General features: G+C 69.4%; 16 protein-coding genes. 14 read left to right on the top strand and 2 right to left on the bottom strand.

All coding sequences use genetic code 11. From position 1 onward, the window contains the following. Positions 1-226: 226 nt before the first annotated feature. The 13 genes from ACRSCF_RS06695 (at position 227) to pbpC (ending at position 20,373) form a co-directional block, all read left to right on the top strand. The gene (locus tag ACRSCF_RS06695; protein WP_244387884.1) at positions 227-6,289 is read left to right on the top strand and encodes an alpha-2-macroglobulin family protein; all 6,063 of its coding nucleotides are present in this window, start codon (positions 227-229) and stop codon (positions 6,287-6,289) included. An 89-nt stretch (positions 6,290-6,378) separates the two neighbouring features. Further along, the gene (locus ACRSCF_RS06700) at positions 6,379-6,906 is read left to right on the top strand and encodes a DUF2867 domain-containing protein (protein ID WP_034366360.1); all 528 of its coding nucleotides are present in this window, start codon (positions 6,379-6,381) and stop codon (positions 6,904-6,906) included. 206 nt (positions 6,907-7,112) lie between these two features. Then, a complete protein-coding gene (locus ACRSCF_RS06705; protein ID WP_026062436.1) occupies positions 7,113-9,200 on the top strand; it encodes a BCCT family transporter in 2,088 nt (695 codons plus the stop codon). A 95-nt stretch (positions 9,201-9,295) separates the two neighbouring features. Next, a complete protein-coding gene (locus ACRSCF_RS06710; RefSeq protein ID WP_034366330.1) occupies positions 9,296-10,240 on the top strand; it encodes a helix-turn-helix domain-containing protein in 945 nt (314 codons plus the stop codon). Positions 10,241-10,371: 131 nt separating this feature from the next. Next, positions 10,372-11,772: an amidase gene (locus ACRSCF_RS06715; RefSeq protein WP_034366333.1), complete on the top strand. Its 1,401-nt coding sequence runs from the start codon at positions 10,372-10,374 to the stop codon at positions 11,770-11,772. 66 nt (positions 11,773-11,838) lie between these two features. Next, positions 11,839-12,906, top strand: coding sequence for an ABC transporter ATP-binding protein (locus ACRSCF_RS06720; RefSeq protein WP_046985879.1), 1,068 nt, complete (start codon positions 11,839-11,841; stop codon positions 12,904-12,906). Between the two features lie 91 nt (positions 12,907-12,997). Beyond that, complete coding sequence (locus ACRSCF_RS06725; RefSeq protein WP_034366337.1) at positions 12,998-14,293, top strand: ABC transporter substrate-binding protein; 1,296 nt, start codon at positions 12,998-13,000, stop codon at positions 14,291-14,293. A 21-nt stretch (positions 14,294-14,314) separates the two neighbouring features. Next, positions 14,315-15,211: a carbohydrate ABC transporter permease gene (locus ACRSCF_RS06730; RefSeq protein WP_034366340.1), complete on the top strand. Its 897-nt coding sequence runs from the start codon at positions 14,315-14,317 to the stop codon at positions 15,209-15,211. Next, positions 15,208-16,056, top strand: coding sequence for a carbohydrate ABC transporter permease (locus ACRSCF_RS06735; protein ID WP_244387885.1), 849 nt, complete (start codon positions 15,208-15,210; stop codon positions 16,054-16,056). Before ACRSCF_RS06730 ends, ACRSCF_RS06735 begins: the two co-directional genes overlap by 4 nt. 48 nt (positions 16,057-16,104) lie before the next feature. Further along, on the top strand, positions 16,105-16,494 hold the full coding sequence (locus ACRSCF_RS06740; protein WP_016447842.1) for a glyoxalase/bleomycin resistance/dioxygenase family protein: 390 nt from the start codon (positions 16,105-16,107) through the stop codon (positions 16,492-16,494). Then, positions 16,491-17,360, top strand: a complete 870-nt coding sequence (locus tag ACRSCF_RS06745) for an endonuclease/exonuclease/phosphatase family protein (RefSeq protein ID WP_016451137.1) — start codon at positions 16,491-16,493, stop codon at positions 17,358-17,360. Before ACRSCF_RS06740 ends, ACRSCF_RS06745 begins: the two co-directional genes overlap by 4 nt. 94 nt (positions 17,361-17,454) lie before the next feature. Continuing rightward, on the top strand, positions 17,455-18,015 hold the full coding sequence (locus ACRSCF_RS06750; RefSeq protein WP_244387886.1) for an HdeD family acid-resistance protein: 561 nt from the start codon (positions 17,455-17,457) through the stop codon (positions 18,013-18,015). Positions 18,016-18,048: 33 nt separating this feature from the next. Beyond that, positions 18,049-20,373, top strand: coding sequence for a penicillin-binding protein 1C (gene pbpC, locus ACRSCF_RS06755; protein WP_411165093.1), 2,325 nt, complete (start codon positions 18,049-18,051; stop codon positions 20,371-20,373). Positions 20,374-20,411: 38 nt separating this feature from the next. Here the strand turns inward: pbpC and ACRSCF_RS06760 are convergent, their stop codons facing one another. Further along, on the bottom strand, positions 20,412-21,377 hold the full coding sequence (locus tag ACRSCF_RS06760) for a bifunctional helix-turn-helix transcriptional regulator/GNAT family N-acetyltransferase (RefSeq protein WP_016447839.1): 966 nt from the start codon (positions 21,375-21,377) through the stop codon (positions 20,412-20,414). Positions 21,378-21,532: 155 nt separating this feature from the next. After that, positions 21,533-23,191: an L-lactate permease gene (locus tag ACRSCF_RS06765; protein ID WP_016447838.1), complete on the bottom strand. Its 1,659-nt coding sequence runs from the start codon at positions 23,189-23,191 to the stop codon at positions 21,533-21,535. 219 nt (positions 23,192-23,410) lie between these two features. On the opposite strand from ACRSCF_RS06765, the gene ACRSCF_RS06770 reads away from it, so the two are divergent. Further along, positions 23,411-24,586 carry an alpha-hydroxy acid oxidase gene (locus tag ACRSCF_RS06770; protein ID WP_279613721.1) on the top strand — a complete coding sequence of 392 codons (1,176 nt, stop codon included), beginning with the start codon at positions 23,411-23,413 and terminating at the stop codon, positions 24,584-24,586. Positions 24,587-24,608: the final 22 nt, after the last annotated feature.

Genomic DNA, 24,608 nt, shown 5'->3' on the forward strand with positions numbered 1-24,608 from the left:
GTATCATCCCGCGCAGTGGTTTTCAGCCGCAGCGGATGCGGCCCTGCATTCGGCGCATGCGGGCGGCGGGCATCTGCCTCGTTGCAGCCCTTGCCGCCGAGCCCTGCCGCAGCGCAGGGCTTTTCATTTGCAGCCTGTGCACCGTGCACGGCGCGCGCCGCAGCGCTGAAAGCCTGCTCATTCCAAGAAAACACCGGGCCATCTGAGCCCGACAGAAGGGATTGCCATGGGGGTGCTTCGCACGACAGCGATCAAGGGGTTCCAGAGTCCGCCGGCGCACGGCCGGCCCTGGGGCAGGTGGGGTTTGGGCCTGCTGCTGGGATCGGCGGCGCTGGCGGCGCAGGCCGTGGGCGTGCGCCAGTTCAGCCCGCAGGGAGAGGTGGCCAAGGTCGAGCAGGTGGTGGTGCAGTTCGATGGCACGGCCGTGCGCTTTGGCGACCCCAAGGCGGCCGCGCCGGTCACGCTCAGCTGCAGCGATGCGGCGGCCACCCAGGGCACGGGCCGCTGGAACAGCGACCGCGAATGGGTGTTCGACTTCAAGCAGGCCCTGCCGCCCGGCGTGCGCTGCACGGCCCAGCTCGTGGCCGGCTACAAGTCGCCTGCGGGCACGGCCGTGACGGGCGCTGCCAGCTACCAGTTCCAGACCGGCGGCCCGGCCGTGCTGGACATGGCACCCGACACCTATGAACAGATCGACGAGGAGCAGTACTTCGCTCTGCGCCTGTCGGGCCCGGCCACCGTGCAAAGCCTGCAGCAGCACATGTGGTGCACGGCCGAAGGCGTGGGCGAGCGCATTCCCGTGCGCCTGATCGAAGGCAAGGAGCGCGACGAGCTGCTCAAGCACCGCGGCTGGGACAAGGCCGCTGCCAAGAACCCGCTGCAGTACGCCACGCTGGCCTGCAACCGCCGCCTGACGGCGGGCACGACCATGAAGCTGGTCTTCGGCGCCGGCATTGCCACGCCCAACGGCGTGGCCAGCCGCCAGGACAAGCGCTTCGAGTACCGCGTGCGCGAGCCCTTCGCCGCCGAGTTCAGCTGCGAGCGCGAGAACGCCCAGGCCGCCTGCCTGCCGATCCGTCCCATGCGCCTGCGCTTCAATGCCCCCGTGCCGCGCAAGCTGGCCGAGGGCATCCGCCTGAGCAGCGGCGCCTCCAAGGTGGCGCCCGTGATCGACAGCGAATACGGCGAAAAGCTCAGCGAGGATTCGCTGGTGCAGAACCTGAGCTTCCCGGCCACCATGCAGGCCCAGGCGCGCTACACGGTGGAGCTGCCTCCGCAGTTCAAGGACGCGGCAGGCCGCAGCCTGAGCAATGCCGACATGTTCCCGCTGCAGGTGGCCACGGGCGCGCTGCCGCCACTGGCCAAGTTCGCGGCCTCGCCCTTCGGCATCGTCGAGCGCTACGCCGAAGGCCCGGACGGCCCGGCCCTGCTGCCCGTGACGCTGCGCAATGTGGAGTCCGAGCTGGCCACCAGGTCCCTGGATGCCAGCCGCGTGAGCACCAAGCAGCCCGGCAGCGATGCCGAGATCATCGCCTGGATGCGCCGCGTGGCCGACTACGAGTCCTCCGACATGGACCGCAAGCGCGCCTCGCGCGACATCAAGGGCCCGCTGCCGCCCGTGATCGACAACGAAAACCGCGACTATGTGCAGACGCGCATGCTGTCGCTGCTGGCCGGCCAGGGCGACGTCAAGACGCTGGAGCTGCCCAAGCCCGTCAAGGGCGATCCGCGCCCCTTCGAGGTGGTGGGCATTCCGCTCACGCCGGGCTTTCATGTGGTCGAGATCGCCTCGCCGCTGCTGGGGCAGTCGCTGCTCGATGAGCGCTACGGCTCGGCGCGCAGCATGTATGTGCGCACCTCGGCCCTGGTGACCAACCTGTCCGTGCACTTCAAGCTTGGCCGCGAGAACGCGGCCGCCTGGGTCACCACGCTGGACAAGGGCCAGGCCGTGGCCAATGCCAGGGTCCAGGTCTCCGACTGCAATGGCAAGGTGCTGACCTCGGCCACCACCGATGCCAGCGGCGTGGCCCGCCTGGACGGCCTGTCGCCCGAGCCGCCCCAGTGCACGGGCGGTGTCGGCTACCGCTCGCCGGCCTACTTCGTCAGCGCGCGCGCCCAGGGCAAGGACGGCCAGCAGGAGCTGGCCTTCACCTGGAGCGACTGGCAGCGCGGCATCGAGTCCTGGCGCTTCAACGTGCCCACCAGCCGCAGCGCCCAGCGCGACGAAGTGGCCCACACCATCTTCGACCGCACGCTGCTGCGCGCCGGCGAGACCGTGTCCATGAAGCACCTGATGCGCACCCAGACCGGCATCGGCCAGGGGCAGGGCGGCTTTGCGCTGCCCGAGCAGCGGCCCACGCAACTGGTCATCACCCATGAAGGCAGCGGCCAGCAGTACACGCAGCCGCTGCAGTGGCGTTCCACGGGCACGGGCGGCCTGAGTGCGGAAAACAGCTTCTCCGTGCCCAAGGGCGCCAAGCTGGGTTCGTACTCCGTGGAGCTGCGCGGCGAGGGCAACGGCTCGCGCGGGCGCAACAACCGCTTCGGCACGGGCAGCTTCCGTGTCGAGGAATTCCGCCTGCCCGTGCTCGAAGGCCGTGTGGGACCCGAAGGCAAGCAGGCCCTGGTCGGCGTCTCCAGCCTGCCGGTGCAGGTGCAGGTGAACTACGTCTCCGGCGGCCCGGCCGCCAACCTGCCGGTGCGCGTGTCCGCCCTGGTGCGTTCCACCTGGATGGACCGCAGCGACTGGCAGGGCTTCAGCTTCTCGGCACCGCGCAGCGCCCAGGACACGGGCCAGAGCGATGACGAGGAGGCCACGGCCTCCCAGGACAGCAAGGTGGTGGCCGACAAGCTGCCCGTGACGCTGGACCGTGAAGGACTGGGCAAGCTCAAGATCGAGAACCTGCCCAAGCTGCGCGAGCCGCGCGAGCTGCTGATCGAGGCCACCTATGCCGACCCCAATGGCGAGGTGCAGACCCTGCGCAGCACGCAGATGCTGTGGCCCGCGGCCATCGTGGCCGGCGTGCGCGCCGAAAGCTGGATCACCACGGGCCGCAAGCTGCAGTTCCAGGCGCTGGCGCTGGGCGTGGACGGCAAGCCCCAGGCCGGCGTGCCGGTCAAGGTGGAGGCCATCTCCCGCGTCACCACCAGCAGCCGCAAGCGCCTGGTGGGGGGCTTTTACAGCTACGACAACCAGACCGCGCTCCAATCCATGGGCACGGTGTGCACGGGCAACAGCGATGCCCAGGGCATGGTGCAGTGCGAGGCCCAGCTGTCGCAGCCCGGCGAGGTCGAGCTGATCGTCACCGCCTCCGACAAGGACGGCCGGCCCGCCCAGGCCGCCTCCAGCGTCTGGGTCACGCGCCAGGGCGAGCTGTGGTTCGGCGGCGAGGACCATGACCGCATGGACGTGCTGCCCGAAAAGCGCAGCTACGAGCCCGGCGAGACCGCGCGCTTTCAGGTGCGCATGCCCTTCCGCTATGCGACGGCCCTGGTCGCCGTGGAGCGCGAAGGCATCGTCAGCACCCAGGTCATGCAGCTCAATGGCCAGAACCCCACCGTGGAGCTGAAGGTCCAGCCCGACTGGGGGCCCAACGTCTACGTGAGCGTGCTGGCCCTGCGCGGGCGGCTGCGCGAGGTGCCCTGGTACAGCTTCTTCACCTGGGGCTTCAAGGCGCCGCGCGAGTGGTGGAATGCCTTCTGGCACGAGGGCAAGGAATACATCGCGCCCACGGCCCTGGTCGATCTGTCCAAGCCCGCCTACCGCCTGGGCATGGCCGAGATCCGCGTGGGCACCAAGGCCCACCGCATCGACGTCAAGGTCACGGCCGACCAGGCCAGCTACCAGGTGCGCGGCACCGCCAAGGTCACCATCAGCGCCACGCTGCCCGACGGCAAGCCCGCCGCTGGCGCCGAGGTGGCGCTGGCGGTCGTGGACCAGGCCCTGCTGGAGCTCATGCCCAACACCAGCTGGCAGCTGGCCGACGCCATGCTGCGCCGCCGCGAGTGGGGCGTGCAGACCTCGACCGCGCAGATGGAGGTGATCGGCAGGCGCCACTACGGCCGCAAGGCCGTGGCCGCTGGCGGCGGCGGTGGCCGCAGCCAGACGCGCGAGCTGTTCGAGACGCTGCTGCTGTGGAATCCGAGCGTGGTGCTCGATGCCCAGGGCAAGGCCCAGGTCAGCGTGCCGCTCAACGACTCGCTGACCACCTTCCAGGTGGTGGCGGTGGCCGACCATGGCGTGTCGATGTTCGGCACGGGCCAGGCGCCCATCCGCACGGCCCAGGACCTGCAGATCATCAGCGGCCTGCCGCCGCTGGTGCGCGAGGAGGACCAGTTCCGTGCCATGGTCACGCTGCGCAACACCTCGGCCAAGGCCATGAAGGTGCAGGTCACGCCGCGCGCCACGCTGCTGGAGCTGGCAGCGCAGACCGTGGAGATTCCCGCGGGCGAGGCGCGCGAGGTGGGCTGGAACGTCACCGCCCCGGCCCAGCTGGGCCAGACCCGCGCCGAGTCGCTGATCTGGGAGATCGAGGCCCGCGACACTGCGGGTGGCGACAAGCCCGCCAGCGACAGGCTGAAAGTCAGCCAGCGCATCATCCCGGCCGTGCCGCTGACGGTGCAGCAGGGCACGCTGATGCAGGTCGATGGCAACATCAACCTGCCCGTGCAGCTGCCGGCCGACGCGCTGGCCGGCCGCGGCGGCCTGCGCATGTCGCTGGCGCCCAAGCTGGCCGAAGGCCTGCCGGGCGTGCGCGACTGGTGGGCGCGGTATCCCTACAGCTGCCTGGAGCAGGTCACCAGCAAGGCCGTGGGCATGAGTGACGCCACGCTGTGGCAGTCCACCATGGGCCAGCTGCCCAGCTACCTGGACAGCGACGGCCTGGCCAGCTACTTCCCGCTGGCCGGCGACGGCTCGGGCCGTGCGGCCCGCGGCAGCGATACGCTGACGGCCCACCTGCTCAACCTCTCGGCACTGGCGCAGGGCGTGGACAAGCGCTTCGTGCTGCCGGCGGCCGAGCGCGAGCGCATGGAAAACGGCCTGATCGCCTTCGTCGAAGGCCGCATCCAGCGCAGCTTCTGGAGCCCGCGCAAGGACCTGGACATGCGCAAGCTGGCCGCCATCCAGGCGCTGGCGCTGACGGGCCGCGCCAATCCGCGCATGCTCGACAGCATCACCATCGCGCCCAACGACTGGCCCACGCATGCCGTCATCGACTGGGTGGCCCTGCTCAAGCACATGCGCGAGCTGCCCCAGCGCGAACAGCAGCTGGCCCAGGCCCAGCAGATCCTGCGCGCCCGCCTGAGCTACCAGGGCACGCGCGTGGCCTTCAGCAACGAGCAGGACGACCAGTGGTGGTGGCTGATGCAGGGCCCCGAGGTCAACCTGGCCCGCCTGATGCTGGTCAACATGGACGACCCGACGTGGAAGGAAGAGCTGCCGCGCCTGGCCAACGGCTTCATCTCGCGCCAGAGCAATGGCGCCTGGGGCACGACCACGGCCAACCTGTGGGGGGCGCTGGCACTGCAGCGCTTCTCGCAGCAGTTCGAGGCCACGCCCGTGACGGGCGCCACCCAGGCGGCTTTGGGCGCGTCCCAGGCCCGCGTGGAGTGGAGCCAGGTCACGCGCATGCGCGCCAGCGACAGCGAGGGCGCGGCGCACCAGGCGTCCAGCTTCGGCGCGACCACGGTGGTCGGCGGCCTGCGCAACAACACCATGTTCCTGCCCTGGAGCGCGGTGGGCGAGGCCCGCAAGGGCCAGCTGACGGTGACCCAGCAGGGCACCGGCAAGCCCTGGCTCACGCTGCAGTCTGTGGCGGCCGTGCAGCTGAAGGCGCCGTTCAGTGCCGGCTACACCGTCACGCGCACGGTCAAGCCCGTGGAGCAGGCCGACAAGAGCCTGCCCGCAGGCCAGTACTCGCGCGGCGACGTGCTGCGCGTCACGCTGGAGGTGCAGGCCCGCACCGACATGACCTGGGTGGCCATCACCGACCCCGTGCCCACGGGCGCCACCATCCTGGGCGGCGGTCTGGGGCGCGACTCGGAGATCGCCTCGGGCGGCGAGCGCGCAGAAGGCGCGGGCTGGCTGGCCTATGAGGAGCGCAGCTTCGAGGCCTACCGCGCCTACTACCAGTACCTGCCCAAGGGCAATACGCGCGTGGAGTACACCGTGCGGCTGAACAATGCCGGCGACTTCGCGCTGCCGCCCACGCGGGTGGAGGCGCTGTATGCGCCCGAGATGTTCGGCGAGGTTCCCAACGCCCGCATCAAGGTGGGCGACAAGCGCTGATGCAGCGTTGATGGCGCCCTGACAAGGGGGCGGCCCTGCGGCCTATGATGGCTGCAGGACCGCCCCCTTTTTTCATCACCCTCCGCTCCATGGCACAAGTCATCCTCTCCCCGGTTCCCGCGGGCAGCGCCCTGCAGGACCGCCTCAAGACCGCCTATTTCCACGACAGCTACCAGCTGCAATTGCCGGACGACGGCAGCAGCCCCATGGCGCTGTACCTGCGCTGCGTGGGCCGCACGCCGGGCTGGATCGACTTTCTGATGCGCCTGCGCAACCGCGTGGTGGCGCCCTTCGGCATCAAGGACCTGGGCACGCTCAGCGGCGTCGATGCGCAGCGCCATCCATCGAGCTACCGCGTGGGCGACCGCGCCGGCATCTTCCGTGTCCATGCCCTGAGCGACAGCGAAGTGGTGCTGGGCGACAGCGACAGGCACCTGGACGTGCAGGTCTCCCTCATGCGGCTGCCCGGCCCCGAGGGCACGCCGTCCGCCACCTTCACCGCCGCCATGTCCACCGTGGTCCATGTGCACAATGCCCTGGGCCGTATCTACATGCTGGGCGTGGCGCCGGCGCACCGCGTCATCGCCCCGGCCGTGGTGGCCAAGCTGGCCGGCTGACCTGGCCTGAAGGCATCACGTCAGCAAAACGGAAGCCTTCAGGGCCTGCGTCCGACGCGGGCAGACGCGAAGAGTCACGATACTTGCGGCCTTTGCCCGGCGGACATACCCCGAGCAGGGAACGCGGCCCGCCCCACAAGGGCAAGGCCGCCACCATTGCGAATCGGTTCCCGGGCACACCATTGATCACAAGAGAGAGAGGGTCTATGCCAGACATGAACACCGATCCCCGCACGGCGCCACCGGCAGCTCCGCCACCGGATGCGCCGCAGGCGGCCACGCCATCGCCTGCAGAGCCTGCACCGCGCATCACGTTCTCGGGCCCCGTCGTCATTCCTTCCCTGCTGGTGCTGGGCCTGCTGCTGCTGTACTGCGGCTTCATGCCCGACAGCGCCGACCGGCTGTTCTCCAGCGCCCAGGCCTGGGTGGTGGGGCACATGGACTGGTTCTATGCCGTCTCGGTCACGCTGTTCCTGGTCTTTCTGATCTTCGTCGCGTCCAGCCGCTTCGGCGACATCCGCCTGGGTCCCGATGATGCGGAGCCCGAGTTCAGCTTCATCTCCTGGACCGCCATGCTGTTCGCCGCCGGCATGGGCATCGGCCTGATGTACTTCGGCGTGGGCGAGCCGCTGCAGCACTTCCTCAAGCCGCCCACGGCCGTGCCTTCCACGCCGGCCGCCGCACGCGAGGCCCTGCAGTCCACCTTCTTCCACTGGGGCTTCCATGCCTGGGCCGTTTACGGGACCATGGGCCTGGTGCTGGCCTACTTCGGCTTTCGCTACAACCTGCCGCTGACCATGCGCTCGGGCCTGTACCCGCTGCTGGGCAAGCGCATCAACGGCCCCATCGGCCACAGCGTGGATGCCTTCGCGCTGGTGGGCACCATCGCGGGTATCGCCACCACGCTGGGCTACGGCGCGCTGCAGCTGGCCGCCGGCCTGCACACCCTCACGGGCTGGGACACCTCTGCGGCGGCTTTCCGCATCGCGGTCATCGTCATCGTGGTCTGCCTGGCCGGGCTGTCGGCCGTCTCGGGCCTGGACAAAGGGGTGCGGCGCCTGAGCGAGTTCAACCTCATGCTGGCCTTCATCCTGCTGGCCTTCGTCATCGTCGCCGGGCCCACGGTCTTCCTGTTCGAGGCGCTGAGCGAGAACATCGGCAACTACGTGTCTGGCCTGGTGCAGCTGTCGTTCCGCACCTTTGCCTACGAGCCGCCCAGCCAGGAAGGCTGGTTCGGCGGCTGGACCATCCTCTACTGGGCCTGGTGGATCTCCTGGTCGCCCTTCGTGGGCATGTTCATCGCGCGCATCTCGCGCGGGCGCACCATCCGCCAGTTCGTGACCGGCGTGCTGCTGGTGCCCACGGCCTTCAACCTGCTGTGGATGACGGCCTTCGGCAACAGCGCCATCTGGATAGACACCCACGTGGCCATGGGCGCGTTGGGGCAGACGGCCTCGAACGTGGATGCGCTGCTGTTCCGCTTCTTCGAGTACCTGCCCTGGTTCAAGCCCGTGGCCTGGCTCACCATCGTGCTCATCGCGGTGTTCTTCGTCACCTCGGCGGACTCCGGGGCCTTCGTGGTGGACAACATCGCCTCGCGCGGCCATGCGCGTTCGCCGGTCTGGCAGCGGCTGTTCTGGGCTGCCGTGCTGGGTGCGACGGCCATGGTGCTGATGCTGGCCGGCGGCCTCAAGGCGCTGCAGGCCATGACCCTGGTGGCGGCCCTGCCGGTGGCCGTCATCATGCTGGCGCTGTGCTACGGGCTGTGGCGCGGCCTGCTGGCCGACCGCGCGCACTTCTCGCCCGACCTGGCTCCGGCCACCAGCTTCTGGAGCGGCCAGCACTGGCGCAAGCGCCTGGAGCAGATCGTGCACCAGCCCTCGCGCGCCGATGTGCGCAGGTTCCTGGCCGGCGTGGTGCTGCCCGCCATGAACGAGGTGGCAGCCGAAATGCACAAGCGCGGCGTCGAGGCGGTGGTCACCGAGGACCTGGACGGCGAAGGCGCCGTGCGCCTGACCGTGCCCGATCCCTCGCTGCGCGACTTCGTCTACGGCGTGCGCGCCACGCGCCGCACGGTGCCCACCTTCCTGGTGAGCGAGGCGGCCAACGAGCAGGAGCGCCGCCATGTCTACGAGCCCATCACGTTCTTCGAGGACGGACGCCTGGGCCACGACATCCAGTACCTGCGCAGCGAGGAAGTCATCGCCGACATCCTGCGCCACTACGAGCGCTACCTGTCGCTGAGCGCCGACCAGCGCACGCATCTGCTGAACCGGGCGCCGGGCCACAGCTGAGCCGTGCCTGGCAGCGCCGCCGTCGCGGCACCCCGGGCCTTTGGGTAAACACCGGGGTGCCAGCCGGCGGCCGCCTGCGGATACTGGGCGCTGCCATGCAGCTCGAATACTCTACCCATTCGCAGGAGCCACGCCATCGTTTCGACTACTGGCACGAGGTGGTCTGCCGCCACTGCATCCCGGCCGACAGCCACCGCGCGCAGGGGGATGGTGCAGGTCCCGGCGGCTTCGGGGCCACGCTGTCCGTGCGGTCCCTGGGACTGCTGGAGATCAGTGCCATGTCGGCGCCCAACCACCGCTGGGTGCGCAACGCAGCCCACCTGCGCCTGCATGCCCGCGATGAGCTGTGGCTGGGCTATCTGCTCCAGGGCCAGGCCGAGGTGCGCCAGGGCGGGCAAGTGGCCCGGCTGAGTGCGGGCAATCTGGTGCTTTATGACGCTGCGCAGCCTTTCGAATTCTCGGTGGCGCCCCGCGATATCCTGCTGATGCGCATTCCGCGCAGCGAATTGTTGAATCGCTTTGCCCGTGCACCCTTGCACGCGGGCCGGGCGCTGCATGGCCATGCCCCGGCCGTGGCGCCGCTGCGGGCCATGCTCGGCGAGGCCATGGCCATGCCGCCTGCGCCGCACGGTGATGCCTTGGCGCAGCGCTTTGGCATGGCGCTGCTCGACGTGCTGGCCCTGGCGCTGGAGATGCAGGAAATGGCCGTGCAGCCCCGCGCGGAAAGGGACCTGCATGGCCGCATCCAGGCGTTCATCCAGGACAACCTGGGCTCGCCCGAGCTGTCGCTGCAATGGCTGGCGCAGCAGCACAACGTCTCGCCCCGTACCGTGACGCGGGCCTTTGCGCGGCACAACCAGACGCCCATGGGCCTGGTATGGCAGCTGCGGTTGCAGGCCAGCCGCCAGGCCCTGATGCAGGGGCGCTGCTCCAGCGTGACCGAGGCGGCCTTCGCGCATGGGTTCTCCGATGCGGCGCACTTCAGCCGAGCCTTTCGCAAGGCGTTCGGCTGCACGCCCCGCAGCCTGCTGGCCGCCTGAGCAAGGTCGCTGACCCTCCCGAACAAGCGTCGGTGCCGCCGGCTCCCTAGCATGGGGCTGCCGCGCGTCCCGTGCGGCTTTTCCAGTGCAACAACGGTGGCGCCCCGGAGCCGGGCGCCGGGAGACATGCCATGAACGACAGCGAACTGCACCATCTCGAACTGCTGGAGGTGGGGCGCGAGATCCAGTCCCGCCGCATTTCCTCGGAAGAGGTGACCCGCCACATGCTGGCGCGTATCGAGGCCGTGGACGCGCGGCTGCACAGCTACGTGACGGTGATGGCGCAGCAGGCGCTGGAGGACGCCCGCCGCGCCGACGCCGAGATCGCGCAGGGCCGCCGCCGCGGTGCGCTGCACGGCGTGCCGCTGGCGCTCAAGGACCTGCTGTGGACCCGGGGCGTCCCCACCACGCATGGAATGACGCTGCACCGCGACCATCGCCCCACGGAAGATGCCACCGTGGTGCGCAGGCTGCGCGAGGCCGGCGCCGTCATCCTGGGCAAGCTGCAGCAGACCGAAGGCGCCTTCGCCGACCACCATCCCGAGATCACTGCCCCCGTCAACCCCTGGGGCGCCCAGCTATGGCCCGGGGCCTCGTCCAGCGGCTCGGGCGTGGCCACGGCGGCGGGGCTGTGCTTCGGATCGCTGGGCACGGACACCGGGGGCTCCATCCGCTTTCCATCGGCCGCCAACGGCATCACGGGGCTCAAGCCCACCTGGGGCAGGGTGAGCCGCCACGGCGCCTTCGAATTGGCCGCGTCCCTGGACCACATAGGCCCGATGGCGCGCAGTGCCGCCGATGCCGCAGCCATGCTCGCGGCCATCGCCGGGGCGGACCCGCTGGACCCTACGGCCAGCCAGTGCAGCGTGCCCGACTATCTGGCCATGATGACGCGCGGATTCTCCGGCCTGCGCCTGGGCATGGACCGGCAATGGGCACTGGACGGCGTGGATGCCCCCTCCCGCCAGGCGGTGGAGCAGGCCCTGGCGGTGGCGCAACGCCTGGGGGCCAGCGTGCAGGAGGTCCGCTTTCCCGATGCCACCCAGGCGGTGGAGGACTGGCCGGCGCTGTGCGCGGTGGAGACCGCCGTGGCGCACGGCGCCACGTTCCCTGCACGGCGCGAGGCCTATGGCCCCGGGCTCGCCGGGCTGATCGACCTGGGGCTGGGCCTGTCCGCCACCGACTACCAGCGGCTGCTGCTGCGCCGCGCGGACTTCACGGGCCGGGTGCGCGCACTCTTCGTGCAGGTGGACCTGCTGCTGGTCCCCGCCACGGCCTTTGCGGCCCCCACGCTGCAGCGCATGGCGCATTTCGGCTCCGATGCCGAGCTGTTCTCGGGCATGCTGCGCTACACCTGCCCCTTCGACCTCACGGGCAGCCCCACGATCACGCTGCCCGGCGGACGCACTTCTGAGGGCGCGCCCGTGGCCTTCCAGTTCGTGGCCCCCGACTTCCGCGAAGACCTGCTGGTGCGCGCGGGCTGGGCGTTCCAGCAGGCCACGGACTGGCACAGACGGCACCCTGCTGCCTGAGCTGCCTGAGCTGCCAGTCCGGTGGCGCGACACGGGCCTGTCACACAGCCTTCCTAGACTGGCGTGATGTCCTTGATCGAGATGGAAGGTGTTGCCAAGTCCTGGGGCGGCACCACGGCACTGCAGGCGCTGGATCTGCGCATTGAACCCGGATCCTTTTGCGTGCTGCTCGGTCCCTCGGGCTGCGGCAAGTCCACCACGCTGCGCATCATCGCGGGCCTGGAAAGCGCCACCTCGGGCCGTGTGCGCATCGATGGGCAGGACGTCACCCAACTGCCGCCCGCACGGCGCGGCATTGCCATGGTGTTCCAGAACTACGCGCTGTTCCCGCACCTGACGGTGGCGCAGAACATCGGCTTCGGCCTGTCCGTGCGCAAGGTCCCGGCGGCCGAGGCGCGCCGGCGCATCGACGAGGCCGCCGCGCTGCTGGGCCTGGACGCGCTGCTGGCGCGCCGGCCCGGCCAGCTGTCGGGCGGCCAGCAGCAGCGCGTGGCGCTGGGCCGCGCCCTGGTGGCCCGCGCCCGGGTCTGCCTGATGGATGAGCCGCTGTCCAACCTCGACGCCCAGCTGCGCCAGGAAATGCGCACCGAGCTGCGCGAGCTGCAGCGGCGCCTGGGCCTGACCGTGGTCTATGTCACGCACGACCAGGCCGAGGCCATGGGCATGGCCGACCAGGTGGTGCTGCTCAGCCAGGGGCGCGTGGAGCAGTGCGCCGCGCCCCAGGAGATCTACCGCCGGCCCGCCACCACCTTTGCCGCGCGCTTCATCGGCACGCCGGCCATGAACATCGCACGCCTCGACGGCCTGCACATCGCGGGCAGCCATGCCAGCGCCGCGCCCGCCGGCCTGCAGCAGCCGGGCCAGGCGCGCTGGCTGGGCGTCAGGCCCGAGGACATGCGCCTGTCGCTCCATGGCGATGTCGGCAGCGGCCCCGTGGTCGCTGCCGACATCGAGAGCCTCGAATACCTGGGCGCCGACCTGGTGCTGCGCTGCCGCGTGGGCAGCGAACAACTGATGGTGCGCACCGCTGGCAGCCAGCTCGGCGGCCTGCAGCCGGGCCAGCTCGTGGGCCTGCGCTGGGCGCGCGAGGCCACGCATTTCTTTGACGAACAGGGGCGGCGCTGCGCGGCCTGAGGCCGTGGCACCGCTCCTATCTTCCTCCGCAGTTCCACCGTTTCAGCCGTTCCGGCTTTCGCACCCGAAGCACCTTCCAGGAGAGTCCGCCATGCAACGCCATGCCTTCCTCAAAACCCTCGCAGCCGCTGCCGCCCTGGCCGCCACGGGCCTGCTGCACACCGCCAGCGCGCAGACGCCGCTGGAGGTGCCGTTCTACTACCCCGTGGCCGTGGGCGGCCCCATCACCAAGGTGATCGACGGCTATGCGGCCGAGTTCAACAAGGCCCATCCGCAGTACCGGATCACGCCCGTCTATGCGGGCACCTACCAGGAGACCATCGTCAAGGCGCTGACGGCCCACAAGTCGGGCAAGCCGCCGGCCACCTCGGTGCTGCTGTCCACCGACATGTTCACGCTGATCGACGAGGACGCCATCGCCCCCATCGACGACTTCGTGAAGACCGATGCCGACCGGGCCTGGCTCAAGGGCTTCTACCCGGCCTTCATGGCCAACAGCCAGGCGGGCGGCAAGACCTGGGGCGTGCCCTTCCAGCGTTCCACCGTGGTCATGTACTACAACAAGGAAGCCTTCAAGGAAGCCGGCCTGGACCCGAACAAGGCGCCGCAGAACTGGAAGGAACTCAAGGAAGCCGCCCACAGGCTGACGAAGAAGGACGCCAGCGGCAAGGTCGTGCAGTACGGCATCCAGATCCCGTCCACCGGCTTTGCCTACTGGATGCTGCAGACGCTGACCACGCCCAATGACGTGCTGCTGGCCAACGAGGCCGGCACCCAGGTCACGCTGGACAGCCCCAAGGTAGTGGAGGCGCTGGACTACTGGGTGGGCCTGGTCAAGGAAGGCGTGCACCCGGCCGGCGTGGTGGAGTGGGGCACGACGCCCAAGGACTTCATGGAAAAGAAGGCCGCCATCATCGTCACCACCACGGGCAACCTGACCAATATCCGTGCCAATGCTAAATTCGACTTCGGCGTGGGCCAGATCGCAGGCAATGTGCGCAAGGGCTCGCCCACGGGCGGCGGCAACTTCTACCTGTTCAAGAAGGCCCCCCGGGAGCAGCAGGAGGCGGCCTTCCAGTTCATGAAGTGGGTCACCCAGCCCCCGCTGGCCGCGCAGTGGAGCATGGACAGCGGCTACGTGGCCGTTTCGCCCGCCGCCTATGACACGCCCGCGCTCAAGAAGTACGGCCAGGACTTCCCGCAGGCCCTGGTGGCGCGCGACCAGCTGCCGGTATCGGTGGCCGAGTTCTCCACGCATGAGAACCAGCGCGTGACCAAGGTGCTCAACGACGCCGTGCAGGCCGCCCTCAACGGCAGCAAGACCTCGGCCCAGGCCCTGCAGGATGCGCAAAAGGAAGCAGACCGCATCCTGCGCCGCTACAAGTGATGGCGCAGTGCCGCTGACCGCATGAGCTCCGCCCCCGCCTCCCTTGTCCGCGGCCGCCAGGCCGTCCATGCCTGGCTGATGCTGCTGCCGGCGCTGGTGCTGCTGGTGGCCTTCACGCACTGGCCGGCCGTGGCCACGCTGATCGACAGCCTGCATGCCACGCCGCGCGGCGGCCAGCCGGGGCCATGGGTGGGGCTGGAGAACTACGCCGTCATGTTGGACGACCCGGTGTTCTGGCAGGCCGTGCGCAACAACCTGTGGTTTGCGGCGGCCACGATTCCGCTGTCCATGGCGCTGGCGCTGGCCATGGCGCTGTGGGTCAACGAGAGGCTGGCCGGCCGCGCCTTCGTGCGCATGGCGTACTTCACGCCCACGGTGTTGCCCATGATTGCCGTGGCCAACATCTGGCTGTTCTTCTACACACCGCAGTACGGGCTGCTGGAGCAGCTGCGCGGCGCACTGGGCCTTCCCGCGCACAACTGGCTGGGCGATCCCTCCACGGCGCTGGCCTGCGTGACCGTGGTGGCGGTGTGGAAGGAGGCGGGCTTTTTCATGATCTTCTACCTGGCCGCGCTGCAGACGCTCAATCCCAGCCTCAGGGAAGCTGCGGCCATCGAAGGCGCCTCGCGCTGGTACTTCCTGCGCCGCGTGCAGTGGCCGCTGCTGATGCCGACCACGCTGTTCGTGCTGGTCAATGCGGTGATCAATGCCTTCCGCCTGGTGGACCATCTCTTCATCCTCACGCGCGGCGGGCCGGACAACGCCTCCACGCTGCTGCTCTATCACCTGTACGAAGTGGGCTTCAAGTTCTGGGACACGGGCTATGCGGCGGCCATCACCGTGGTGCTGGTCGTGGTGCTGGCGGCCGTGGCGCTGCTGCAGTTCTTCGTGCTCGACAAGAAGGTGCACTACCAATGAGCGCCGCACCCGTTGCCCCGCGCCATGCGCCGCCCGCGCTGTACGGCGCCCCCTGGCTGGACACGCTGGCCGCCTGGCTGCTGGCCCTGCTGTGGATACTGCCGCTGGCCTATGCGTTCTGGACGGCCTTCCATCCGCCCGAATACTCGGCACGCTTCGACCTGGCAGCGCCCTGGACGCTGGAGAACTTTCGCCGTGCCTGGCAGGCCGCGCCCTTTGCGCGCTATTTCCTGAACACGGCCGTGCTGGTGGCCATGATCCTGGCGGCCCAGCTGGTGCTGGGCACGCTGGCGGCCTATGCCTTTGCACGCTACCGCTTTCGCGGCCAGGGCCTGGCCTTTGCGCTGGTGCTGGTGCAGCTGATGATCATGCCGGACATCCTGCTGGTGGCGAACTACCAGACCGTGTCGCGACTGGGCGCCGTCGATACGCTGCTGGGCATAGGCCTGCCGTACTTCGCATCGGCCTTTGCGATCTTTTTGCTGCGCCAGACCTTCCTGGGCATTCCCCGGGAACTGGACGAGGCCGCGCGGGTGGAGGGTGCCAGCACCCTGCAGATCCTGTGGCGCGTCTACGTGCCGCTGGCGCGGCCCGTGTACCTGGCGTTTGCGCTGGTGTCGGTGAGCTTTCACTGGAACAACTTCCTGTGGCCGCTGATCATCACCAACAGCGTGCAGGCGCGTCCGCTCACTGTGGGCCTGCAGGTGTTCTCCAGCGTGGAGTCTGGCGTGGAATGGGCCACCATCACGGCCGCCACGCTGCTGAGCTCGGGCCCGCTGCTGGTAGCCTTCGTGCTGTTCCAGCGCCAGTTCGTGCAGAGCTTCATGCGTGCGGGGATCAAGTGAGGGCGGTGCTAAAGTTCCTTGTCCCAGCCTTTCACCCCGAGGTCCACCATGTCCGGTCCCGCATCCGCAGGTCTGTTCATCTACGCCAAGCAGCCTGACCGGCTGGCGCTGTTCTACATGGAGGTGCTGGCCATGCGCATGCTGCACCACACGAGCGAGCTCATGGTGCTGCAGTCGCCGGACCTGCAACTGGTGCTGCACGCCATTCCCGAGGCGATTGCGCGGCACATCACCATCACCGAGCCACCCCAGCCGCGCGAGAACGTGGCCATCAAGTTCTTTGCCACCGTGAAAAGCTTTGCGGCCGTGCGCCCCCTGGTCATCGCGCATGGCGGCCAGCTGTGGGAGCAGTCCTGGCTGGGCCCGGGCTTTCGCGTCTGCAACGCCATGGACCCCGAAGGCAACCTGTTCCAGCTGCGCGAGCCGCTGTCCGCATGATGCAGATCCTCACCTGGAACACCCAATGGTGCCTGGGCCTGGACGGCCGCATGGACCCGGAGCGCATCGTGGCGCATGCACTGTCCATGGCCGATATCGACGTGCTGTGCCTGCAGGAAATCGCCATCCACTATCCCGGCCTGCAGGGTGCGCCCGGCGACCAGGTGGCGCAGATCCGCCAGGCCCTGCCCGAAGGCTGGAAGGTCTTCTTCGGCGCCGCCGTGGACGAGTTCACGGCCGTGGGCCGGCAGCGCTTCGGCAACCTGGTGGCCACGCGCCTGCCGGTGCTGCAACTGGCCCACCACCGCCTGCCGTATCCGCACGACGGCGGCGTGCGCAGCATGCCGCGCTGCTGCACGGCGGCCACGGTGATGGATGCCGCGCTGGGCCCCGTGCGGGTGATGAGCACCCACCTCGAATATTTCTCGCGCCGCCAGCGCATGGCCCAGGCGCTGGCGCTGCGTTCCCTGCAGATCGAGGCCCTGGGCCAGGCCGAGGCGCCGCCCCAGCCCGCCAGCGACGGCTCGCCCCAGCAGACCAAGCCGCACACGCCGCATGCCGTGCTCTGCGGCGACTTCAACTTCGAGCCGCACGAGGATGAATACGCCGGCCTGTCCGCCCCCTGGGCGGCCGGCGAGCAGGGCGCCCTGAGCGCAGGCCAATGGCACAACAGCTGGAGCGTGCTGCACCCGGACCAGCCCCAGCCGCCCACCTTCCGGTTGTTCGACCGCCAGTGGGGCCCCGAGCCCGGCGCCTGCGACTTCGCCTGGGTCAGCGACAGCCTGCGCGGCCATGTGCGCGGCTGGGCCGTGGACAGCGACACAAGGCTCTCCGACCACCAGCCCGTGCTGCTGCAGCTGGATTGATCCAGGTCACGGACCGCCGCCAAGCCGGCCTTGGCCTACAGACAGTGCCGCAGGCCTGCTCCAAGGTCATGGGGACTGTTTTGAAGGAGCATCCATGAGCCCCAATCCGCTGTCCACGATTCTTCACCGCACCTGGTGGGTGCTGCTGCTGCGCGGCCTGGTCGCCATCGCCTTCGGCGTGCTGACCTGGGCGCAGCCGGCGGTATCGCTGGCGGCGCTGGTGCTGACCTTCGGTGCCTTCACCTTCGTCGATGGCCTGCTGGGCGTGTATTCGGCCATCCAGGGGCGCGACCAGATGCGCCATTGGTGGGTGCTGCTGCTGTGGGGCCTGGCCGGCGTGGTGGTGGGCGTGCTCACCGTGGTCGCGCCCGGCGTCACGGCCCTGGTGATGACGCTGTACATCGGCGCCTGGGCCCTGGTCACGGGCCTGCTGCAGATCGTGGCGGCCGTGCGGCTGCGCAAGGAGATCACGGGCGAGTGGCTGCTGATCCTGGGCGGCGTGCTGTCCGTGCTGTTCGGCGCCTTTGTGCTGGCCCAGCTGGGCGCGGGCATGATGGCCATGCTCTGGGTGCTGGCCACGTATGCGGTGGTCTTCGGCGTGCTCATGGTGCTGCTGTCCTTCAAGCTCAAGAAGGGCATACGCCATTCTTCCTGAGCCGCTGGCCCAAAGGCGGACAATGCCGGCTCCATGATCGAATCCCGGCGACCTTCCCCCTTCATGCGTCTTCCCCGCGCGGCCCTGGCGGCCGCGCTGCTGTTCGCGGCGGCCGGTGCCGCCCAGGCGCTGCCCAGCTTTTCCGAAGTCCGCGAAGGCCACCGCTCCTCCGAGACCGAACTGCTCTCGCGCGAGGGCGAGGTGCTGCAGCGCCAGCGCACCGACGCCAGCGTGCGCCGTGGCGACTGGGTGGCCCTGGCCGACATCTCTCCCGCGCTGCGCACGGCCCTGGTGCTCAGCGAGGACAAGCGCTTCTACGAGCACAGCGGCGTGGACTGGGCGGCCGTGTCCGCCGCCGCCTGGGGCAACCTCTGGAACCAGCGCACGCGCGGCGCCAGCACCATCACCATGCAGTTGGCGGGCCTGCTGGACGGCGACTGGCGCCAGGGCCCGGGCGGGCGCAGCGTGGTGCAGAAACTGGGCCAGACCGTGTCGGCCCAGGTGCTGGACCGGCGCTGGCGCAAGGACCAGATCCTGGAGGCCTACCTGAACCTGGTGCCCTTCCGGGGCGAGATCGTGGGCATCGATGCGCTGTCGCGCACCCTGTTCGGCAAGGCCGCGCACGGGCTGGACGCGCGCGAGGCCGCCATTGCCGCCGCCCTGGTGCGCGCGCCCAACGCCTCGCCCGAGCGCGTGGGCCGGCGCGCCTGCGGCGTGCTGCAGTCGCTGGCGCCCGAGGATGCGGCGGCGCGCGACTGCACGGCCATGGAACTGCTCACCGCCAGCGTGCTGCTGCGCCGGCAATGGGCGGCCAGCGAAGGCCAGGCCCCCCACCTGGCGCGCCGCCTGCTGGCCGAGCCGCAGTCCAAAGGCCAGGCCCGCGTGCGCTCCACGCTGAGCGCGCCCGTGCAGCGTTTTGCCGTGCAAAGCCTGCAGCAGCAACTGCGCGAGCTGCAGGGCCGCAACGTGGAGGACGGCGCCATCGTCGTGCTGGACAACGCCACGGGCGAGGTGCTGGCCTGGGTGGGCTCGTCGGGCGAATTGAGCCAGGCGGCCGAGGTGGATGGTGTCACGGCCATGCGCCAGCCCGGCTCCACCCTCAAGCCCTTTCTCTATGCCCAGGCCATTGCCGAGCGGCGGCTGACGGCGGCCTCGCTGATCGAGGATTCATCGGCCCACATTCCCACGCAGAACGGGCTCTACATCCCGCAGAACTACGACCGGCGCTTCAAGGGCTGGGTCTCGGCGCGCACGGCGCTGGCGTCGTCGCTCAACGTGCCGGCCGTGCGCACCCTGGTCATGGTCACGCCCGATGCCTTCTTCTCGCAACTGCAGCGCCTGGGCCTGCCGCTGCGCGAAAGCGGCGGCTACCACGGCTTCAGCCTGGCGCTGGGCAGTGCCGAGGTGCCGCTGCTGCAGCTCACCAACGCCTACCGCGCCCTGGCCAACGGCGGGCAGCTGACGCCCGTGCGCTGGGCGGCGCAGCCCACGGGCGCGGGGTCCGCAGCGCAAAAGCCGGCTGCGCCCGTGCAGGCCATCGATGCACGCGCGGCCTTCATCGTGGGCGACATCCTGTCCGATCCCATGGCGCGCGCGCCCACCTTCGGCACCGACAGCGTGCTGGCCACGCGCTTCTGGACGGCCGTCAAGACCGGCACCAGCAAGGACATGCGCGACAACTGGGCCGTGGGCTGGTCGCAGCGCTACACCGTGGGCGTGTGGGTGGGCAATGCGCGCGGCGAGGCCATGCACTCGGTCAGCGGCACCAGCGGCGCGGCACCTGTCTGGGCCGCCGTGATGGGCTTCCTGCATGCCCGCACGCCCAGCCGCGCGCCCAAGGCGCCGGCGGGCGTGCTGCAGCAGGCCGTGCGCTTCGGTCCCGATGCGTCGGGCCTGCCGCTGGAGAGCGCGCGCAGCGAGTGGTTCGTGGCGGGCACGCAGCAGAGCCTGTTCGCCATGGCGGGCAGCGGCCTGCCTGCCGCATCCGCATCAACACGCGGGACTTCGGCCGCCTCGCCCGTGCGCATTGCGCGCCCGGCCAACGGCACCATCCTCGCGCTGGACCCCGACATTCCGCCAGACCGCCAGCGCGTGCAGCTGTCGGCCCGCCCGGCAGGCACGGCCGCCACGCAGGAATGGCAGGACGCCAGCCTGCGCTGGCGCATGGTCAGTACTGCCGCGCCCGGCGCGGCCGAGCCGCCGCCCAAGGAGATCGGCCGGGGTGCTGCCGCCGCCTGGATGCCCTGGCCCGGCCGCCACCGGCTGGAACTGGTCGATGCCAAGGGGCAGGTGCTGGACAGCGTGCAGGTGGAGGTGCGCGGCGCCGGCGTGGTGGCTTCGCGCGCGGGCGGGCGCTGAACGCCGCAGTGCGGCCCCAGGGCAGCCTCAGGGCAGCATCAGGGCCGAGCCCGCACGAAGCGCTGCTCGGTCACGGTCTCGCCCCATTGCTGGCCCGGCCATTCCTCGGCCAGGGTGAAGCCTGACGATTCGTAGAGCCGGCGTGCCGCATCCAGGCCGCTGAACGTCCACAGCTGGGTGGCCTCGAAGGCCTGCTGGTCGCAGAACGCCAGGGCCTGCTGCAGCAGCTGGCGCCCCGTGCCGGCGCCGCGCAGGCCGTCGTCCAGGATGAACCAGCGCAGGTGCGCCTGGCGGTCCTCGGGGTGCTTGGCCAGGTCCTCGCCATCGATGGCCACGGAGCCCACGACGCGGTCGCCGTCCAGCGCCGTCCACAGCTGGTTGCAGGGCTTGTCCAGCCGGCTAGCGAACTCGGCCAGGCCGCTGGCCACGCGGCTTTCGAAGAAGACGCCGAAACCTGCGTGGCGTGCATAGAAGCGCGCATGCATTTCCACGATGCGGCCGATGCAGCCGGGCCGGTATCCGGGCAGGACCTGTATCTGCGCGGGTGCGGGCAGGGGCTCCTCCTGCCGATGCGCCTGCAGTGCCTGGGCGTAGAGGGCCAGCCCGCGCGAGACCGCCTGTTGTTGCGGCGGCTGCATGCGGTCCAGCGCGGCCGTCACCTGCTGGCGCCCGAAGGCCTCGATGGCGGCCAGCGTGCGCCGGCCCTTGGCGGTGAGGGCCAGCCGCTTGACGCGGCCGTCCTCGCCATCGGCGGTTTCCTTCAGCTCGCCGGCCTCCACCAGCTTGCGCACCATGCGGCTGACGCTGGATTTCTCCAGCCCCAGCGCCTGGGCCAGCTGCGAGGCCGCCATGGACCCCTGCGCGCCGATCTCCAGGATGGCGTGCACGGCCGAGGGCGGATAGTCCGTGGCCGCCAGCGTGGCCTGCATGAAGCCCAGCTCGCGCACCATCTGGCGCGAGGCGGCGCGGATGTCGTCCACCAGGGAAAGATCGTGCTGCGGCATGGGTGCTCCTTGGGGCCGTGCAGGGTTTGAATATGGTTGCATGGTACAACCATAAATGCCGCTGCGCATCTGTTGATGCAGCGATGCATACCCCAGGCGCAAAAAAGCCGCCCGGCGCATGCGGGCGGCTGAGGCCTGGCGCAGATGCGCAAGGCTCAATTGACCATCAGGCGGAACGGCCAGACATAGGCCTGCAGCGTCACGAAGATGCCCATCAGGCAGGCCAGGGCGACGGAGTGGAAGAACACGTAGCGCAGGATGTCGCCCTCGTGGTTGAACCAGCGCGTGGCCGTGGAGGCGACGACGATGGACTGCGCATCGATCATCTTGCCCATCACGCCGCCCGAGCTGTTGGCCGCGCCCATGAGGTTGGGCGACAGGCCGAGCTGCTCGGCCGCCACCTTCTGCATGCCGCCGAACAGCACGTTCGATGCCGTGTCCGAACCCGTGAGCGCCACGCCCAGCCAGCCCATCAGCGTGCCGAAGAAGGGGTAGAACACGCCCGTGTTGGCGAAGGCCAGGCCCAGCGTGGTGTCGGTGCCCGAGTAGCGCGTCAGCGTGCCCAGCGCCAGCATCAGCACGATGGTGATGAGCGAATAACGCACCAGCCAGAGGGTGCGCACGAACTGGCTGACCAGTTGCACGGGGTTGTACTTCATGACCAGGCCGCCCACGATGGCCGACAGCAGGATGCCCGTGCCCGTGGCCGACAGCAGGTTCAGCGTGTAGATGGCGCCTTCCTTGGTGGGCTGGCGCACGACGGGCGGCACCTTCTCGACCATGTTGTGCAGGCCTTCCATGGGAAAGGCCGGTGCGAACAGGCCATTGAGCGCTGCCTTGACCGAGGGCAGGCCCCAGATGAAGACGAAGACCGTGAGGATGGCCCAGGGCGTCCAGGCGCGGATCACGTCGGCGCGCGGGTGCTGGGTCACGGCGCGGGGCGCCTGGGCCTCGCCGCCGCTGCTCTCATGGCCCTTGAGCGAGGTCGAGCGCCAGATGGTCCTGGGCTGCCATATGCGCAGGAAGCCGACCGTGCAGACCATGGAGACGATGGCCGCGATGATGTCCACCAGCTCGGGTCCGATGAAGTTGGACACCAGGTACTGCGGAATGGCGAAGGACACGCCGGTCACCAAAATGATGGGCCAGATCTCCATCATGGCCTTGCGCCCGGCAAAGGCCCAGATCAGCCAGAACGGCACCAGCACCGAGAAGAACGGCAGCTGGCGGCCGACCATGGCCGTGACCTCCATCAGGTCGTAGCCATGGACCTTGGCCAGCGTGATCACCGGCGTGCCCAGCGCGCCGAAGGCCACGGGCGCGGTATTGGCGATCAGCGACAGGCCCGAGGCGGCCAGCGGCGAAAAGCCCAGGCCGATGAGGATGGCCGCCGTCACGGCCACGGGCGTGCCGAAGCCGGCCGCGCCCTCGAAGAAGGCGCCGAAGGCGAAGGCGATCAGCAGCAGCTGGATGCGCCTGTCCTCGGTGATGCCGGCAATGGAGTCCTGCAGGATCTTGAAGCTGCCGTTCTTCTCGGTCAGCTGGTGCAGGAAGATGATGTTCAGAACGATCCAGCCGATGGGCAGCAGCCCCGTGAAGCCGCCGAACAGCGCCGCGCGCCCGGCCATGCCGGCCGGCATGTTGTAGACGAAGACCGCGATCACCAGCGCGGCAACCAGCCCGGCGCCGGCCGCCAGATGGGCCTTCATGTGCAAAAAGCCCAGTCCCACCAGCATGACCACGACCGGAATGGCCGCAAGCAGTGTGGACAGCCACATGTTGGAAAGAGGGTCGTAGACCTGTTGCCAAACCATAGGAGCTTCTCCTGAAGAGTTTTTAGGATGTTGTGCGGGGCGGATCGTTACTCCCATGGCGGTTTGGCGCACTAGCGTTAGCCCTGGGTTGGGCTGCGAGAGAGAAAATTTCAATCGGCGCACAAATCACTTCAAACCCGAACGGGTGGCCGGAGCCCGCGCACGGCACTACCATGCTCGGCAGTCCCGCGGCATGCGGGTTCCAGAAAGCCAGAAAACGTGTCCACCGACCTTTCCAAAATCACCTGCATCGAAGACCTGCGCGTCGTGGCCCAGCGCCGCGTGCCGCGCATGTTCTATGACTACGCCGATTCGGGTTCCTACACCCAGGGCACCTACCGCGCCAACGAGGACGACTTCCACCGGATCAAGCTGCGCCAGCGCGTGGCCGTGAACATGGAGGGGCGCAGCACGCGCACCACCATGATCGGCGAGCAGGTCGCCATGCCCGTGGCCATCGCGCCCACGGGCCTGACCGGCATGCAGCATGCCGACGGCGAGATCCTGGGCGCGCGCGCGGCCAAGGCCTTCGGCATTCCGTTCACGCTGTCCACCATGAGCATCTGCTCCATCGAGGACATTGCCGAGCACACGGGCCGCCATCCGTTCTGGTTCCAGCTCTATGTGATGCGCGACCGCCGGTTCATGGAGCGCCTGATCGAGCGTGCCCGCGCGGCCAACTGCTCGGCCCTGGTGCTGACGCTGGACCTGCAGATCCTGGGCCAGCGCCACAAGGACATCAAGAACGGCCTGTCCACGCCACCGAAGCCCACGCTGCGCAACCTGGCCAACCTGGCGACCAAGCCGCACTGGTGCCTGGGCATGCTGGGCACCAAGCGCCGCACCTTCGGCAACATCGTCGGACATGTGGATGGCGTGGCCGACATGAGTTCGCTGTCGTCGTGGACCGCCAGCCAGTTCGATCCCAGCCTGAACTGGGGCGACGTGGAGCGCATCAAGAAGCTCTGGGGCGGCAAGCTCATCCTCAAGGGCATCATGGACGCCGAGGACGCGCGCCTGGCGGCCGACAGCGGCGCCGACGCGCTCGTCGTCAGCAACCACGGCGGGCGCCAGCTCGACGGCGCACCCTCGTCCATCGAGGCGCTGCCGGGCATTGCCGAGGCGGCGGGCAAGGACATCGAGGTCTGGATGGACGGCGGCATCCGCAGCGGGCAGGACGTGCTCAAGGCGCGTGCCCTGGGCGCCCAGGGCACCATGATCGGCCGCAGCTTCCTCTACGGCCTGGGTGCCTACGGCGAGCATGGCGTGACGCGCGCCCTGCAGATCATCCAGAAGGAGCTGGAGACCACCATGGCCTTCTGCGGCCACACGCAGATCGATACCGTGGACCGCAGCATCCTGCTGCCCGGAACCTATCCGGGCGCCATGCGCTGAACCGGCAAAAGCTGCACGAGAA

This window comes from Delftia sp. 11MD (assembly GCF_050907895.1).
GTDB classification, from domain to species: Bacteria; Pseudomonadota; Gammaproteobacteria; order Burkholderiales; family Burkholderiaceae_C; genus Comamonas; species Comamonas tsuruhatensis.